The organism is Prevotella sp. Rep29 (genome assembly GCF_019551475.1).
In the GTDB taxonomy this organism is placed as follows: Bacteria; Bacteroidota; Bacteroidia; order Bacteroidales; family Bacteroidaceae; genus Prevotella.
Window position 1 is genome coordinate 2,196,307 of the sequence record NZ_CP047159.1, and the last position, 14,979, is coordinate 2,211,285.

A 14,979-nucleotide genomic window follows, 5' to 3' on the forward strand; every position below is an offset into this window, starting at 1 on the left:
ATTGAAATATGAAGAAGATTGCAATTTCATTGTTCGTGCTGATGATGGGATTCCCCATATTGTCAAAAGCGTGTACGAACATCATGGTTGGTAAGGATGCGAGCAGCGACGGCTCCGTCTATTGTACTTACTGCTGCGACTCATACGGGCTGTTCTACGGACTTGCCCACTATCCTGCAGCAAAATACGCACCAGGCACACAACGGCAACTCATCAGTTGTTACTCGCGCAAGCCGAAAGGTGTCATTCCCGAGGCTGCAGAAACCTACAATGTGGTAGGCAACATCAACGAATGGCAGGTCAGCATCGCCGAGAGTACGTTCAACGTAGATAAAAGTTTGGTCGATTCCACTGGCATGATGGACCACACGCTGATGATGCTGCTTGCACTACAGCGCGCAAAGACCGCCCGCGAAGCCATCAAAGTGATGACCGACCTCGTGGAGAAATACGGCTACAGCAGTCAGGGAGAATCGTTCTCCGTCTGCGACCCCAACGAAGCATGGCTGTTGGAAGTGGTTAGTCAAGGTCCTGGTTCAGGCAAGGCGGTATGGGTGGCTGTCCGTATTCCCGACAATGCCATTTGCGCACATGCCAACGAAAGCCGCATCACACGTTTCAATATGAAAGACAAGAAGAATGTGATGTACCACAAGGATGTCATCAAGTATGCCCGTGAGTCTGGTCGTTTCAGTGGCAAGGACAGCGAGTTCAGCTTCCGCGATGCGTACAATAAACCTGGATTCAGCGGCAGACGTATGTGTGATGCCCGTGTATGGAGTTTTTACAACCGCCATTGCAAGGGAATGGAGAAATACCTTCCTTATATTTTAGGCGAGGAAGACACATGGGAAGACATGCCGATATGGGTTGTGCCCGACAAGAAGCTGACTTTGCAGGACGTTCAAGCAGCCATGCGCGACCACTATGAGGGTACGCAGCTGGAGCACGGCGACGACATTACGCGCGGTCTGACCAACTCCCCCTACCCGCAGGGCATCGGATTCACGTACAAAGGAAAGAAATATTTCAACGAGCGCTATATCGCCTCTCCGCAGTCAGCCTTCTCATGGGTGACCCAGATGCGCTCATGGCTGCCCCGCGAGATTGGCGGCATCATCTGGTTCGGAAACGACGAAGCCAACATGGTGGCACAGACGCCATTCTATTGCTGCGCTACACGCACGGCGCCCTGCTACGACATCAACGGTGCCGACGACGTGACGTTCTCCATGGACAACGCCTTCTGGGTGTCCAACTGGGTTGCCAACATGGTCTATGCCCGCTACGGCATCATGTTCAAAGACCTGAAACAGGTGCGCGACTCCTTAGACAACAGCTATCAGGTAGCACTCCCTGCGGTGGAGGCAAAGGCACAGGCACTGCTGAAGACCAATCGCAACGAAGCCATCGAATACCTGACTTCCTATTCTGTGGACAAGGCACAGGAGATGCTCGCGCGCTGGCAGAAACTGGCGTTCTTCCTCATTGTGAAATACAACGACATGGCAGAGAAGCCTGAGAAAGACGGCGTGTTCCTGCGCAACCAATACGGACGCGGCGAGAAAGTGAAGCGACTGGAATATCCGGAGTATGTGAAGCGTGCCATCGCCGAGCAGACAGGCGAACGCTACATGAATCCGAGCAGTAAGAAAAAGAAGTAATACACATTATTATATATAAAGCGGGCGGCAGATGAGTGAATCTGCCGCCCGCTTTTTCATTCCCGACCGTAGTTATTTGTCGTCTTCGGTATGATGGTTTTCCTTCGCATAATAATAGTTGTCATTGTTATACACCTTGCGCAGGTAGAATCTTGCGAGGTCATACCCTGTGTCATAATCAACGAAATAGCCCTCTATCACTTCACCGAGGCGGTCTGTCCCCGGGAGCCAATTACAGTCCATCACAATGTATCGATGCGAATCGGAGTAGTGGAGAATAATGGTTCTATCTTGTACCCACCACTCGAAATATGTACGAGTAGTATGTCCATACGACCAACCTTTGGATGTTTCATAACCATATCCAGAGGTGGCATAATAGCCGTCTTGGAAAAACTCAATTGTGGTGCTATAATCCTGACTATCTGTAGTGATGTTTCCTTGCCACACCCCATCCAGATAATAAGCCAAGCGTTCGTCGTCGTTCTGACAACTCATCAGGGAAAAGGACAGTACTGCCATGAGTACGAGGGTCCAGGTTGTAGTAAATCGTTTCATAATTTATCGTGTTATTGATTATTTCTGATGCAAAAATAATGCTTTTATAAGAATCTCCAAAAAGTAAATTCCATATTTTTCAGTAGGAATTCCCCTATTGATGACGGGAGAGACGGCGAAATGGCTGACCATACCGACAAAAAGGCACTGCAAAAAACCAGATTTTCATCAGTCTAATGGGCGTGACAAAAACACATTTTTCCGGGAAGAGCGGGAATGTATATATATACAGAATCACCGTATATCTATACAAAAAAAGCAAGGGGTCAACTCTTGTTTTCCAAAAGTGCCACTTTTAGGATGCAAAAGGGGAACTTTTAGCCTCTAAAAGTGCCACTTTTAGAAGCCAAAAGTGGCACTTTTGAAAACCCATACTTAACCACTTGATTTCCAAAACATTACAAAACACCACCCTTTTTCTCATCGAATGCATATTTATGCAATCGGAAATGGAAGGAAATGTCAGCGTCCGCCATGAAAAGAATGGTCAAAAAAGTTGCGAAGGAATACCCCATTTTGGTAAAGAACACGAAAAAAAGCGACAACACGCTTGGCAAAACAAACGAATATTTGTAACTTTGTCCAAACAAGATGAACGCAACAAGAGCCATTAAGACCGTCCTGCTGTTTGCCTTTCTGGCAAATATGCCTGCCCTTGCCCAGGAGCCGGCAACGGTCATTGACCGCATTGTGCAGCAAATCAGGCTTTTCCCGCAGGAGAAAACCTATATGCACACAGACGCTTCCGACTATGCACCGGGCGACAGGATATGGGTAAAGGTCTATATCGTGAACGCCCTGACACACGAGCCGACGGAGGAAAGCCACTACGTGTATGTGGAACTGACGGACGATGAGGGACTGACCGTCAACCGCGTGAAACTGATGAACCGCGAGGGCATATATGCCGGATTTGTTGATATACCCACTACGGCTGTCAGCGGGAAATACCACCTCCGCGCCTACACGGAGATGATGACCGAGCTGAAAGGCTATGAAGACATGAAAAGCATCTACGTCACAGGGAAGACGAAGGCTGACAAGAAAGGAAAAGCGGGCGGCTCGCCATCTGCAAACAAGCACATCCCACAGAAGATTCACTACGAGCGACAGGGTGAGAACATCAAAATCCGCATCGACCGGAGCCTCCACCACAAGGAGTTCTACCTGCTGGCTCACTGCCGCGGATACCCTTTCCTCACCCGAAAGATGAACAGCTCACAGACAATCGTGCTGCACCGCGACTCACTTCCCGCCGGAGTGGTTTCGCTCCTGTTGTTCGACACGAAATGGAACCTCCTCGCCCAGCGCCAGCTGTTTAGCAAAAACGATGCGGAGCGCTGTCAACTCACACTCTCAACAGACAAAGACAACTACCGAACGACGGAGCAAGTCAGACTGAAACTGGAAGCCCCCCAACTGAGGGAGGGCGAACGGGCAGATCTCTCCATCTCCGTCACCGGTCCCATCACGACCAAAGGGCATCGCCCTTCGTCGATTCTCGCGCATCTGCTGCTCGCCAGCGACGTGAAAAACGGCATCGGACGCCCGGAATGGCACTACGACCATCCCGAAACGACTGACACGCTCATCGCCAATCAGGCGTGGGAACGATATGACATCGGAGAAGTGGCGAAAGGAAAACTCAGACAACCGACGCTCACTCCCGAAAGTTCACAGACACTCTCAGGCAAGGTGCGCACGCTAATCTTCAAGAAGCCCGTCAAGAAAGCTGTCGTCACACTCATCTCCCCGCAGACCGGCAGATTCGCTATCACCAATACCGACGAGCACGGATTGTTTACCTTCACCGGCATCGACTCACCCGAAAACACGACTTTCGTCCTGAAAGCCGAGACGGAGAAAGGCAACGAGCGCATCGAACTGCAAGTAAAAGACCAAGTGTTCCCCGAATTCCCGGCAACAGCCCACAAGGACGACGAACCATACAAAGCCCACGAACACGAAGACATTTCGCTCGACTCGCTGATGATGCTCTACAACGACGGCATCTTCCTCGAGAGCGTAGAGGTAAAGGGCATCCTCCGCAATTCCGCCAGCGAAGGAGATGCCTATGCACGGGCGTCCGACTTCTCGTTCGGACTGCACCAGATAGAGGAGTTTGGCGTCACCTGCCTGCACGAACTACTCCGACGGATTCCCGGCATATTCCAACACGACGGACAGTTCTACCTCCGTGCCAGCACCAGCATCTACGGCGACAACCCCATCGTTTTCGCCATCGACGGAGTGCTCATGGATGCAGACTACGACTTGGACAACATACAGATGCAGGACGTGGCACGCGTGGATGTCTTCAAGACCGGTTCCACGGTCCTGTGGGGCGCACGCGGCGGTAGCGGTGTCGTGTCCATCACCACCAAAAACGGAGTATATGCGACCGAACAAGTGGAGAAGGTCAATCAGAAGAAGGTGACCCCATTAGGCTTCCAGCGAGACATGCCTTTCCACCACCCGTCAGGCATGAGAAAGACCCTCTACTGGAATCCCAACATCACGAGCGACACACTGGAGTTCGTCGCCTCAGAGATTCCCGGCGAATGCCGCATCATCGTTGAAGGAGTGACCAGCGAAGGCAGACTGATTCACGAAGAGCATCTCGTCAAGGTGGGAAATACGCTCCCTGAATAATTCTGTGGAGGAAAAGTGTTATTTGAAAAAGAATTCCTATCTTTGCAGAAAGATTATTAACGTAATAACAGATATCGAGAAATGAAAACGATTTATGAATTCTCTGTCAAGGACAGAAAAGGACAAGACGTATCGCTCAGAGCATACGCAAACGAAGTTGTACTCATCGTTAATACCGCCACGAAATGTGGATTCACTCCGCAATATGACGAACTGGAAAAACTGTATGAGAAATATCATGCCGAAGGGTTTGAGGTGCTGGACTTCCCCTGCAACCAGTTCGGTCAGCAGGCACCAGGCACCGACGAGTCGATTCACGAGTTTTGCAAACTGACATTCGGGACGAAATTCTCGCGCTTCAAGAAAGTGAAAGTGAACGGTGAGGATGCTGACCCGCTCTTCAAATTCCTTAAAGAACAAAAAGGTTTCGCCGGTTGGGACATGGAACATCCGATAGCTCACATCCTCGACGACATGCTGTCGAAAGAAGACCCTGACTACAAGGAGAAATCAGACATCAAATGGAACTTCACCAAATTCCTTGTCAACAAGAAGGGACAGGTCGTTGCTCGTTTCGAACCGACAGAGAAGATAGAGAATATCGAGAAGCAGATTGTTGAACTGCTGAAAGCTTAAAATCCCCAGCAAAGAAGTTATATGGAACACGTTAAATGTTTGATAATCGGCAGCGGACCTGCCGGTTACACTGCTGCCATCTACGCCGGACGCGCCAACATCAATCCCGTACTCTATTGCGGACTGCAGATGGGTGGTCAACTGACGCAGACAACCATCGTTGAGAACTTCCCCGGCTATCCCGAAGGGGTGGATGCCAACCAGATGATGATGGAGTTTCGTCAGCAGGCGGAGCGTTTCGGTGCCGATATTCGCGACGGCATCATCGTGAAAGCCGACTTCTCGAAACGTCCCTATCGGCTGACGACCGACCGCAATGACGAACTCGAAGCCGACACGGTCATCATCGCTACCGGTGCCAGTGCCAAATATCTGGGGCTGGACGACGAAAAGAAATACAACGGTCAGGGTGTCAGCGCCTGTGCCACCTGCGACGGTTTCTTCTATCGCAAGAAAGTCGTTGCCGTGGTCGGTGGCGGTGACACTGCTTGTGAGGAAGCCACGTATCTGGCACAACTCTGTTCAAAGGTGTATATGATTGTGCGCAAGCCCTACCTTCGTGCGTCAGACATCATGAAGAAGCGCGTTGAAAGCAATGAGAAGATTGAGATTCTCTATGAACACAACACGCTGGGACTCTATGGAGAAAACGGTGTCGAAGGTGCTCACCTCGTTAAGCGAAAAGGCGAGGCAGACGAAGAGCGCTACGACCTGCCCATCGACGGTTTCTTCCTGGCCATCGGACATCAACCGAACACCGAGATTTTCAAGGAGTGGCTGGAGTTGGACGAGACGGGCTACATCAAGACGCAGGGCGACACACCACGCACCAATATTCCCGGTGTGTTTGCCGCCGGCGACTGTGCCGACCCGCACTACCGGCAGGCTATTGTTGCTGCCGGCAGCGGTTGCAAGGCGGCACTCGAAGCAGAGCGATACCTGCAAACTTTGTAGAGGAAGCCCCCTCCAACCTCCCCCCACTAGGGGAGGCTTCTAACTTGCTTGAGAAAAACTCGGTTGAAAATATATTTGATAAGAGTATAGAGGAGCCCCCTCCAACCTCCCCCCACTAGGGGAGGCTCTAACTTGCTTGAGAGAAACTCGGTTGAAAATATATTTGATAAGAGTATAGAGGAGCCCCCTCCAACCTCCCCCCACTGGGGGAGGCTCTAACTTGCTTGAGAGATAAGAAAAAAGCGGTATCTGTTTTATCAGCAGATACCGCTTTTCTTATGCATCAATCCCGATAGGAATAACCCGACGAACGTCAGCAACCCGTTCAACAACAGCAACTCATAACCAAACTGATAGCCCCACCATGCTTTCGTGGCACTGTCAATCAAGAAGCAAATGACAGGTGCTGCAACAGCAATATAGGGCACCAGTCGGTCGTTGACCGGACGACGGGTGAGCAGACCGAATGCAAAGAGTCCGAGCAGCGGACCGTAGGTATAGCCGACAATCGTATAAATCGCATCAAGCATGCTCGATGAGTTCACTATGCGGAAAGTCATGATAAACAGCATGAAAACCACCGCCATCGCCAGATGCACCCGCTTACGCAATGTTTCATCGCTGTCGCGCTCACAGATGTCCACGCAAAAACTGGTAGTCATGGCTGTCAGTGCTGAGTCGGCACTGGAAAACGATGCCGCCACAACACCTATCGAGAAGAATATCACGACCGCCTCGCCAAGCATCCCGGTAGCAGCAAACATCGGTAGCAGTTCGTCGCCGCGGGTTGGCAGGGCCAGCCCCTCTTTCTGTGCCAACAAGAGCAGCAGTACGCCCAAACCCAAGAACAGCAGATTCACAGGAACAAAGGCGAAACCATAGGTGCACATATCTTTCTGCGCCTCACGCAACGTCTTGCACGTCAGATTCTTTTGCATCATGTCCTGGTCAAGTCCCGTCATGACGACCACAATGAAGATTCCGCTGACGAACTGTTTCCAGAAATTCTGTGTGGAAAACCAATCGTCGAACACAAATATCCGGCTATGACTATCTGCTGCAACTGCTGTCACAGCCTCAGCGGGAGTCATTGACAAAGCACTGATTACGTGGATGATAATCAACGTCAGCGCCGCCAGCATGCACAATGTCTGAAACGTGTCCGTCCAGACCAGGGTCTTAATGCCTCCACGTCGGGTGTAAAGCCATATCAGCGCCACCATTATTACAACCGTGAGAGGGAAGGGCACACCCATGTCATCAAGCACAAAGCGCTGTAACAGAATGCACACGACATAGAACTTAATTGCTGCTCCTGCCATTTTCGACAACAGGAAGAATGCTGCTCCCGTTTTATAGGAGCGCTTGCCGAGCCGATTCTTCAGATAAGTATAGATGGTCGTCAGGTTCAGTCTATAATAAACGGGAAGCAGGACAAATGCCACGACGAAATAACCAAAGATAAAACCGATGCACGTCTGAAGATAAGTCATGTCTGATGCCATCACCATTCCCGGAACCGAGACGAATGTAACGCCGGAAATGGAAGCACCAACCATTCCAAACGCCACCATATACCATGGCGAACGACGTTCTCCACGATAGAAAGCCGCGTTTCCGGCACGGCGAGATGTCAGTCGGCTGACCGCCATCAAAAGTCCAAAATAGATAAGAACAGCAAGTATAATGCTCATAAGCACTGCAAAATTATAAAAAACGGGCGATTATATAAAAATCTTTTGCGAAAAAATTTTGCGACAAGAAAAAATGCTTTACCTTTGTTCGCACATTTATTAAAACAACTTGACAGAATGAAACAACAGAAACGTTTTCTCTTACAAGAGAACGAAATTCCCACGCAGTGGTATAACATTGCGGCAGACATGCCCAACAAACCGTTGCCACCACTCAACCCAGCCACGAAAGAACCGTTGTCGGTAGAAGACTTGGCACACATTTTCAGTGAAGAATGCTCCAAACAGGAGTTAGACACCGAGCATGCATGGATAGATATTCCTGAAGAAGTGCTCGATAAATACAAATACTATCGCTCTACCCCATTGGTGCGCGCTTACGCCCTCGAAAAGGCGCTCGACACACCCGCACATATCTATTTCAAAAACGAGAGTGTCAACCCTTTGGGCTCGCACAAAATCAATTCCGCCCTGCCCCAATGCTATTACTGCAAAAAAGAGGGTGTCACCAACGTGACGACTGAAACGGGAGCTGGTCAATGGGGAACGGCACTCAGCTATGCCGCCAAGGTGTTCGGACTGGAAGCCGCCGTCTATCAAGTGAAGATTTCCATGCAGCAAAAGCCCTACCGCTCGCTCATCATGCGTACGTTTGGAACAGCAGTGGTCGGTTCGCCATCTATGTCAACACGGGCAGGAAAAGACATCATCACTGCCGACCCGATGCACTCCGGCTCACTGGGCACAGCCATCAGCGAGGCGATTGAACTCGCCACGACGACACCGAACTGTAAATACACACTCGGATCGGTGCTTAACCACGTCGCCCTGCATCAGAGCATCATCGGACTGGAGGCAGAGAAGCAGATGGAGATGGCAGGCGAATATCCCGACACGGTCATCGCCTGTTTCGGTGGAGGAAGCAATTTCGGAGGCATCGCCTTCCCATTCATGCGCCATAACATTCTTGATGGCAGAACGACGAAGTTCATTGCTGCCGAGCCCAACAGTTGCCCGAAACTCACCCGCGGAGAATTCCGCTATGACTTTGGCGACGAAGCCGGTTATACACCACTACTGCCGATGTACACGCTCGGTCACGACTTTCGTCCGGCAAATATCCATGCCGGCGGTCTCCGTTACCATGGCGCCGGCGTGATTGTGAGCCAGTTGCTCAAAGACGGAATGATGAGCGCCGTGGATATTCCACAGTTGGAGAGTTTCGAAGCAGGCATCCTGTTCAGTCGCACAGAGGGCATCATCCCTGCTCCGGAAAGCAGTCACGCCATTGCAGCGACCATCCGTGAAGCAAAGAAGTGCAAGGAGACGGGCGAAAAGAAAGTTATCCTCTTCAACCTTTCGGGACACGGGCTCATCGATATGACCGCATACGACCAGTATCTCAACGGCGACCTGCGCAACTACGACATTCCCGACAGCGAAATACAGAAGAATCTGGAAAATCTTCCAAAAGTCATGTAGCCATGCCTATACAAAAAAGAGGGTGTGTCAAAATGGAGGAAGTGCGCTTCGCGCAGAAATCTCACAAATCTATCCAAAATCTTTCATTCTGTATATCAGCACTTTGATTTGTTAGATTTGTATAGATTTGTTGGATTTCTCGTCCGTAGGACGACTGAATTCCTATTTTGACACACCCTCTTTTCTTATTCAGGCAGACGAACCGGCGTTCACCCCTCTATCTCGCGCAGCACGGCGACAGCTTCACTGACCGTCGCCACATTGGCAACAATCATCAAGCGACGCCCCTTCACCTCTTTCAGATTGCAGCGGCGGGGATTCACGCCCACATATTGCAAGAGTTTTCCAAACGCGGCACTCTGATAGAACGGACTGGCAGCATTGCTGACAAACTGCAGACTCATCCTACCCTGTCGAAGGAAGATTTTCTCGGCACCAAGCCCGCGACCAAGACGTCTCAACGCCACCACCTGCAGAAGTTCCTCTCCCTCTTCCGGCATCGGACCGAACCGGTCTTCAAGTCGCTTGCGATAGGCATTCAGCGTTTCGTCGGAAGTAATACTGTCAAGTTCACGATAGAGCAATATTCTTTCATTGCTTCCCGGCACGTAATCATCCGGGAAATACATCTCCAAATCACTCTCCACACTACAATCGTCCACGAACTCATCACCTTTCACATCCCTTCCCTGCGCTATCTCCTCCGCGTAAAGGCTTCCGAACTCTTCATTCTTCAGTTCCGTAACCGCCTGATTGAGAATTTTCTGATACGTCTCATAGCCCAAATCCTCCATGAATCCGCTCTGTTCTGCACCGAGCAAATTGCCTGCGCCACGCAGGTCAAGGTCTTGCATGGCGAGATTGAATCCGCTGCCAAGCTCCGAGAACGTTTCCAACGCCTCAAGCCGACGACGAGCTTCGGGCTTTAAAAGAGACTTCGGTGGTGCCAACAAGTAGCAGAATGCTTTTCGGTTGCTGCGCCCCACCCTTCCCCGCATCTGATGCAGGTCGGACAGTCCGAACCGGTGCGCATCGTTGATAATGATGGTATTCGCATTGGGTATGTCAATGCCGTTTTCCACGATGGTCGTAGAAAGCAACACATCGTAGTCGTAATTGATAAAACCAAGAATAATTTTCTCCAACTGTTCCGGCTTCATCTGTCCATGCCCGATGGCTATCCGACAATCGGGCACGTATTTCCGTATCGTTTGCTCTATTTCCTGGAGCGTATTGATGCGTGCGCTGACGAAGAACACCTGTCCGTTTCTACTCATCTCGAAGTTGACGGCATCAGCAATCACCTCATGCCCGTAGGTCGCCAGTTCGGTATAGATAGGATATCGGTTGGGTGGCGGTGTGCGCATGATACTCATGTCGCGTGCCCCCATCAGTGAGAACTGCAGCGTTCGCGGTATCGGTGTTGCGGTCAGCGTCAGTGTATCGATATTCGTCTTCATCTTGCGGAGTTTCTCCTTTACCGCCACACCGAATTTCTGTTCTTCGTCGATGATGAGCAGTCCGAGGTCTTTCCACTCCACGGATTTCCCGATGAGTTTATGTGTTCCGACCAGTATGTCTATCTTTCCTTCCTTCAAATCCTGGAGCAGTTGTTTTGTCTGCTTGGCAGAACGCGCCCTCGAGAGATAATCCAGCCTGACGGGAAAACCTTTCAGGCGCTCGCTGAATGTCTGGAAATGCTGGAAACAAAGTACGGTAGTCGGCACAAGCACTGCCACCTGCTTGGAATCGCAAGCGGCTTTGAATGCTGCCCTGACTGCCACCTCTGTTTTTCCAAACCCCACATCGCCGCATATCAGCCTGTCCATCGGGCGAACACTCTCCATATCCGCCTTTACCTCTGCCGTTGCCTTCAACTGGTCGGGCGTGTCTTCATAAAGGAAGCCGGCTTCCAGTTCGTGCTGCATGAACGAGTCGGCACTGAAGGAAAAACCTTTCTCATGCTGCCGTCGGGCATAGAGCTTAATCAAATCGCGTGCAATATCCTTGATACGCTGCTTGGTGCGCTCCTTCATCCGCTCCCATGCCCCTGTTCCGAGCGTGGAGAGTCGGGGCGGTTCGCCTGTATCACTGCGGCGGTATTTCGATATCTTATATAATGAATGGATGGAGACGTCGGCAATATCGCCACGCTGGAACACCAAGCGAATCACTTCCTGATAGCCCCCTTCCTTTCCGCTTCCTGCCGATGCGGGAATAGGAATGCGCACTAAACCGCCGAACTTACCGACACCATAGTCCACGTGTACCAAAAAGTCACCCAGTTCTATTTCCTGCAACTCTTTCATCGTAAGCGCCATCTTGCCCGAACGGGCAGCATCTGAACGCAGACTATATTTGTGATAGCGGTCGAAAATCTGATGGTCCGTAAACAGACACAGGCGCAATGTCCGGTCGATAAACCCTTCATGCAGCGTCTTTTCCAGCGGTTGAAAAGGAAGGTCATCACCGAGAATGTCTCGCAGACGCTGTGCCTGTTTCGCCTGGTCCGTCAGAAGACAAATCGTATAGCCCTTTTCAAGAAGCTCTTCGTTGAGCGTCTGCCGAAGAAGTTCCATGTTTTTATGAAACAACGGCTGCGCAACGATATCAAACCTGAGGGTTGCCTGCGGAACACCCGTCGGCTGATGTCCGAACTCTATACGGCGAAAAGACACCATCTCCTCGGAAAACTGCATCCCAGAGAGCAAACTGTTCTCACGGCGCATCGCCTCCATCAGCTCCTTCCGCTCCATCTCCGGCAATTCGTCCATGCGCTCGGTCAGCACCTGCGAAGATATACCATCCTGATATATCTGCTCTATCGTGTCGTGCACATACACAAAGTCTTTCAACACCACGACCGTCTCCTTCGGCAAGAAACGCATGAAAGGCACGCGCTCACTGACCATCACAGCCAATTCGGGCACTATCTCTATCCGCTCCTTCCGCTCTTTCGACAGCTGGTCTTCCACCCCGAACGTACGGATTGTGTCTATCTCGTCACCGAAAAAGTCTATACGGAATGGATATTCGCTCGAAAAAGAATAAACATCAACAATACTTCCACGAACAGCAAACTGACCCGGCTCATAGACATAGTCCACCTCTGAGAAACCAAGTTCACGCAACCGATTCTCCACATCCATCAAGCCCGTCTGCTGACCGACATGCAGAGACAAGCGCGAATCGTCCATCTGACGCTTCCCCACCACACGCTCACAGAGCCCTTCGGGAGAGGTAACCACAAAGAGGGGCATCCCCTCTGACGCCTTCAACGCAGCAAGCCGAGCCAACACCTCCGTTCGCAATATTTCATTGGCGGCATCGCGATGACCATACTTGAATGCACGGCGATAAGACGAAGGGAAATACAGCACCTGCTCATTGCCCAACAACTGCGTCAGGTCATGATAGAAATAGCCCGCCTCCTCCGCATCTTGGAGAATGAAAAGAAACGGCTGTCTGCATTTCTTAAAAATGCTTGCAAACAACAAGGGTGCCGAAGAGGCAATGAGCCCCTCCAGAAACATGGTCTTTATTGACTTTTTCTCTAAGGATTTAACCAGTCCAACAGCCTGCTGCGAGGCTGCATAGGACGACAAAAGATCGTTGATGGTCATCGCTACAACACTTACGCTTCGAGCATCTTCGGATACTTACGGAACCAACCGTCCCAACGGAGACGCATCACACCGAAAAACGCCTCGCCGAAAATGCCTCCCGACATCTTGCTCACACCTTCCCGGCGGTTGACAAACACCACTGGAACTTCCTTGATGCGGAAACCAATCTTATAGGCGGTGTACTTCATCTCTATCTGGAAAGCATAGCCTTTGAAGCGAATCTTGTCGAGCTCTATCGTTTCCAACACACGGCGACGATAGCACTTGAAGCCCGCCGTCGTGTCGTGAATCTTGAAACCGGTCACCAAACGCACATACTTCGAAGCAAAATAGCTCATCAAAACACGACCGATAGGCCAGTTCACAACATTCACACCACTCACATAGCGCGAACCGATAGCCACATCATACCCCTCTTTCGCACAAGCATCATAAAGACGAGGCAAATCATTCGGGTCATGAGAAAAGTCGGCATCCATCTCGAAAACATAGTCATAACCATGCTCTAATGCCCATCTGAAACCAGTAATATACGCCGTTCCCAAACCCTGCTTTCCCTCTCGCTCGATGATAAAGAGGCGATCGGGAAAAGATTCAGCCATGAGCCGTCGGACAATCCCTGCCGTTCCATCAGGACTACCGTCATCCACAATAAGAATATGAAAAACCTTCTCCAGACCGAAAACGGCACGGATAATCTTCTCGATATTCTCTTTCTCATTATACGTCGGAATAATCACGACACTATCACTTGTACTCATGCACTCTTTTTTTTCGTTTCAATCTTCAATTTTCTGCAAATATACTGATTATTTTCGGAAAAGCGCGGACATTATAAATAAAAATAGCAGAAAAAGAAAACACAGAAGGGCTGACCGAAACAGCCAGCCCTTCCCACCACAAAATGTAAAAAAGCACGAAGCCTCTACATTTTTCCTATAAGACCTTTTTCCGTTCCACTGATAAAGGAAATCACCTTGCGGATTTCCTCACTGTCAGGAATCTGTTCCTTAATCTGGTTAAGCGCATCGAACACGCTGATTTGTCCGTTGAACATCAGGCGATAAGCATTAGCAATATGCTTCTGCACTTTTTCGTCTATCCCGTAGTTCTTGCACATCACAGTGTTCACTCCGCCATAAGTAGCATTACTCTTCACGATGGCATAAGGAGGAACGTCCTTCGAGAAAGTGGTGCCTGCCTGTATCATGGCACCTTCTCCCACCCGTGAACCGGCATTCTCTATGACGCTGGACGAGAAAATCACACCATTATCAATCAGACAATCCCCGGCAATCTTCGTACCGTAACCGAATACACACGCATTGCCCACCTTGGTGTCATGGGAAATATGCGCACCTTCCATCAGGACATTGTCATTGCCAATCACGGTTTGACCGCCAGCATGCGTGGCACGGTTGATGACCACATTCTCGCGGATGATATTATTGTTACCGATGATACACTCGGTTTTTTCTCCGCGGAAGTTGAAATCCTGTGGCAGGGCACCGACAACAGAGCCCTGATGCACCTTGTTACCACTCCCCATTCGCGTGCCATTCAGGATGCTTACGAACGGAAAGATGATGCAGTTGTCACCAATTTCCACATCTCCCTCGATATATGCGAAAGGAAATATCTTGCAGTTCTCGCCGATTTTCGCTCTCGGGGCGATTTCTGCTCTTGCACTTATTTCACTTGCCATAATTACTT

Annotated in this window: 10 protein-coding genes; 5 read left to right on the forward strand and 5 right to left on the reverse strand. The window is 50.4% G+C overall.

Annotated features, from left to right (window positions below):
- Positions 1–8: 8 nt before the first annotated feature.
- Positions 9–1,664: a C69 family dipeptidase gene (locus GRF55_RS09320; protein WP_220368143.1), complete on the forward strand. Its 1,656-nt coding sequence runs from the start codon at positions 9–11 to the stop codon at positions 1,662–1,664.
- Positions 1,665–1,736: 72 nt separating this feature from the next.
- Here GRF55_RS09320 and GRF55_RS09325 read toward each other — a convergent pair whose 3' ends face one another.
- On the reverse strand, positions 1,737–2,222 hold the full coding sequence (locus GRF55_RS09325; protein WP_220368144.1) for a hypothetical protein: 486 nt from the start codon (positions 2,220–2,222) through the stop codon (positions 1,737–1,739).
- Positions 2,223–2,813: 591 nt separating this feature from the next.
- On the opposite strand from GRF55_RS09325, the gene GRF55_RS09330 reads away from it, so the two are divergent.
- The 3 genes from GRF55_RS09330 (at position 2,814) to trxB (ending at position 6,464) form a co-directional block, all read left to right on the forward strand.
- Positions 2,814–4,874, forward strand: a complete 2,061-nt coding sequence (locus tag GRF55_RS09330; protein ID WP_220368145.1) for a TonB-dependent receptor — start codon at positions 2,814–2,816, stop codon at positions 4,872–4,874.
- 81 nt (positions 4,875–4,955) lie between these two features.
- Complete coding sequence (locus tag GRF55_RS09335; protein ID WP_220368146.1) at positions 4,956–5,510, forward strand: glutathione peroxidase; 555 nt, start codon at positions 4,956–4,958, stop codon at positions 5,508–5,510.
- A gap of 21 nt (positions 5,511–5,531) precedes the next feature.
- The gene (trxB, locus tag GRF55_RS09340) at positions 5,532–6,464 is read left to right on the forward strand and encodes a thioredoxin-disulfide reductase (RefSeq protein ID WP_220368147.1); all 933 of its coding nucleotides are present in this window, start codon (positions 5,532–5,534) and stop codon (positions 6,462–6,464) included.
- A 257-nt stretch (positions 6,465–6,721) separates the two neighbouring features.
- Here trxB and GRF55_RS09345 read toward each other — a convergent pair whose 3' ends face one another.
- Positions 6,722–8,158 (reverse strand): sodium:solute symporter, encoded by a 1,437-nt coding sequence (locus tag GRF55_RS09345; protein WP_220368148.1) that lies wholly within the window; start codon positions 8,156–8,158, stop codon positions 6,722–6,724.
- A 117-nt stretch (positions 8,159–8,275) separates the two neighbouring features.
- On the opposite strand from GRF55_RS09345, the gene GRF55_RS09350 reads away from it, so the two are divergent.
- Complete coding sequence (locus tag GRF55_RS09350; RefSeq protein WP_220368149.1) at positions 8,276–9,640, forward strand: TrpB-like pyridoxal phosphate-dependent enzyme; 1,365 nt, start codon at positions 8,276–8,278, stop codon at positions 9,638–9,640.
- Positions 9,641–9,849: 209 nt separating this feature from the next.
- Here GRF55_RS09350 and mfd read toward each other — a convergent pair whose 3' ends face one another.
- The 3 genes from mfd to lpxA form a co-directional block, all read right to left on the reverse strand.
- A complete protein-coding gene (gene mfd / locus GRF55_RS09355; protein ID WP_220368150.1) occupies positions 9,850–13,263 on the reverse strand; it encodes a transcription-repair coupling factor in 3,414 nt (1,137 codons plus the stop codon).
- Between the two features lie 11 nt (positions 13,264–13,274).
- Positions 13,275–14,027, reverse strand: coding sequence for a polyprenol monophosphomannose synthase (locus tag GRF55_RS09360; RefSeq protein ID WP_220368151.1), 753 nt, complete (start codon positions 14,025–14,027; stop codon positions 13,275–13,277).
- A 164-nt stretch (positions 14,028–14,191) separates the two neighbouring features.
- Complete coding sequence (lpxA, locus tag GRF55_RS09365; protein ID WP_220368152.1) at positions 14,192–14,971, reverse strand: acyl-ACP--UDP-N-acetylglucosamine O-acyltransferase; 780 nt, start codon at positions 14,969–14,971, stop codon at positions 14,192–14,194.
- Positions 14,972–14,979: the final 8 nt, after the last annotated feature.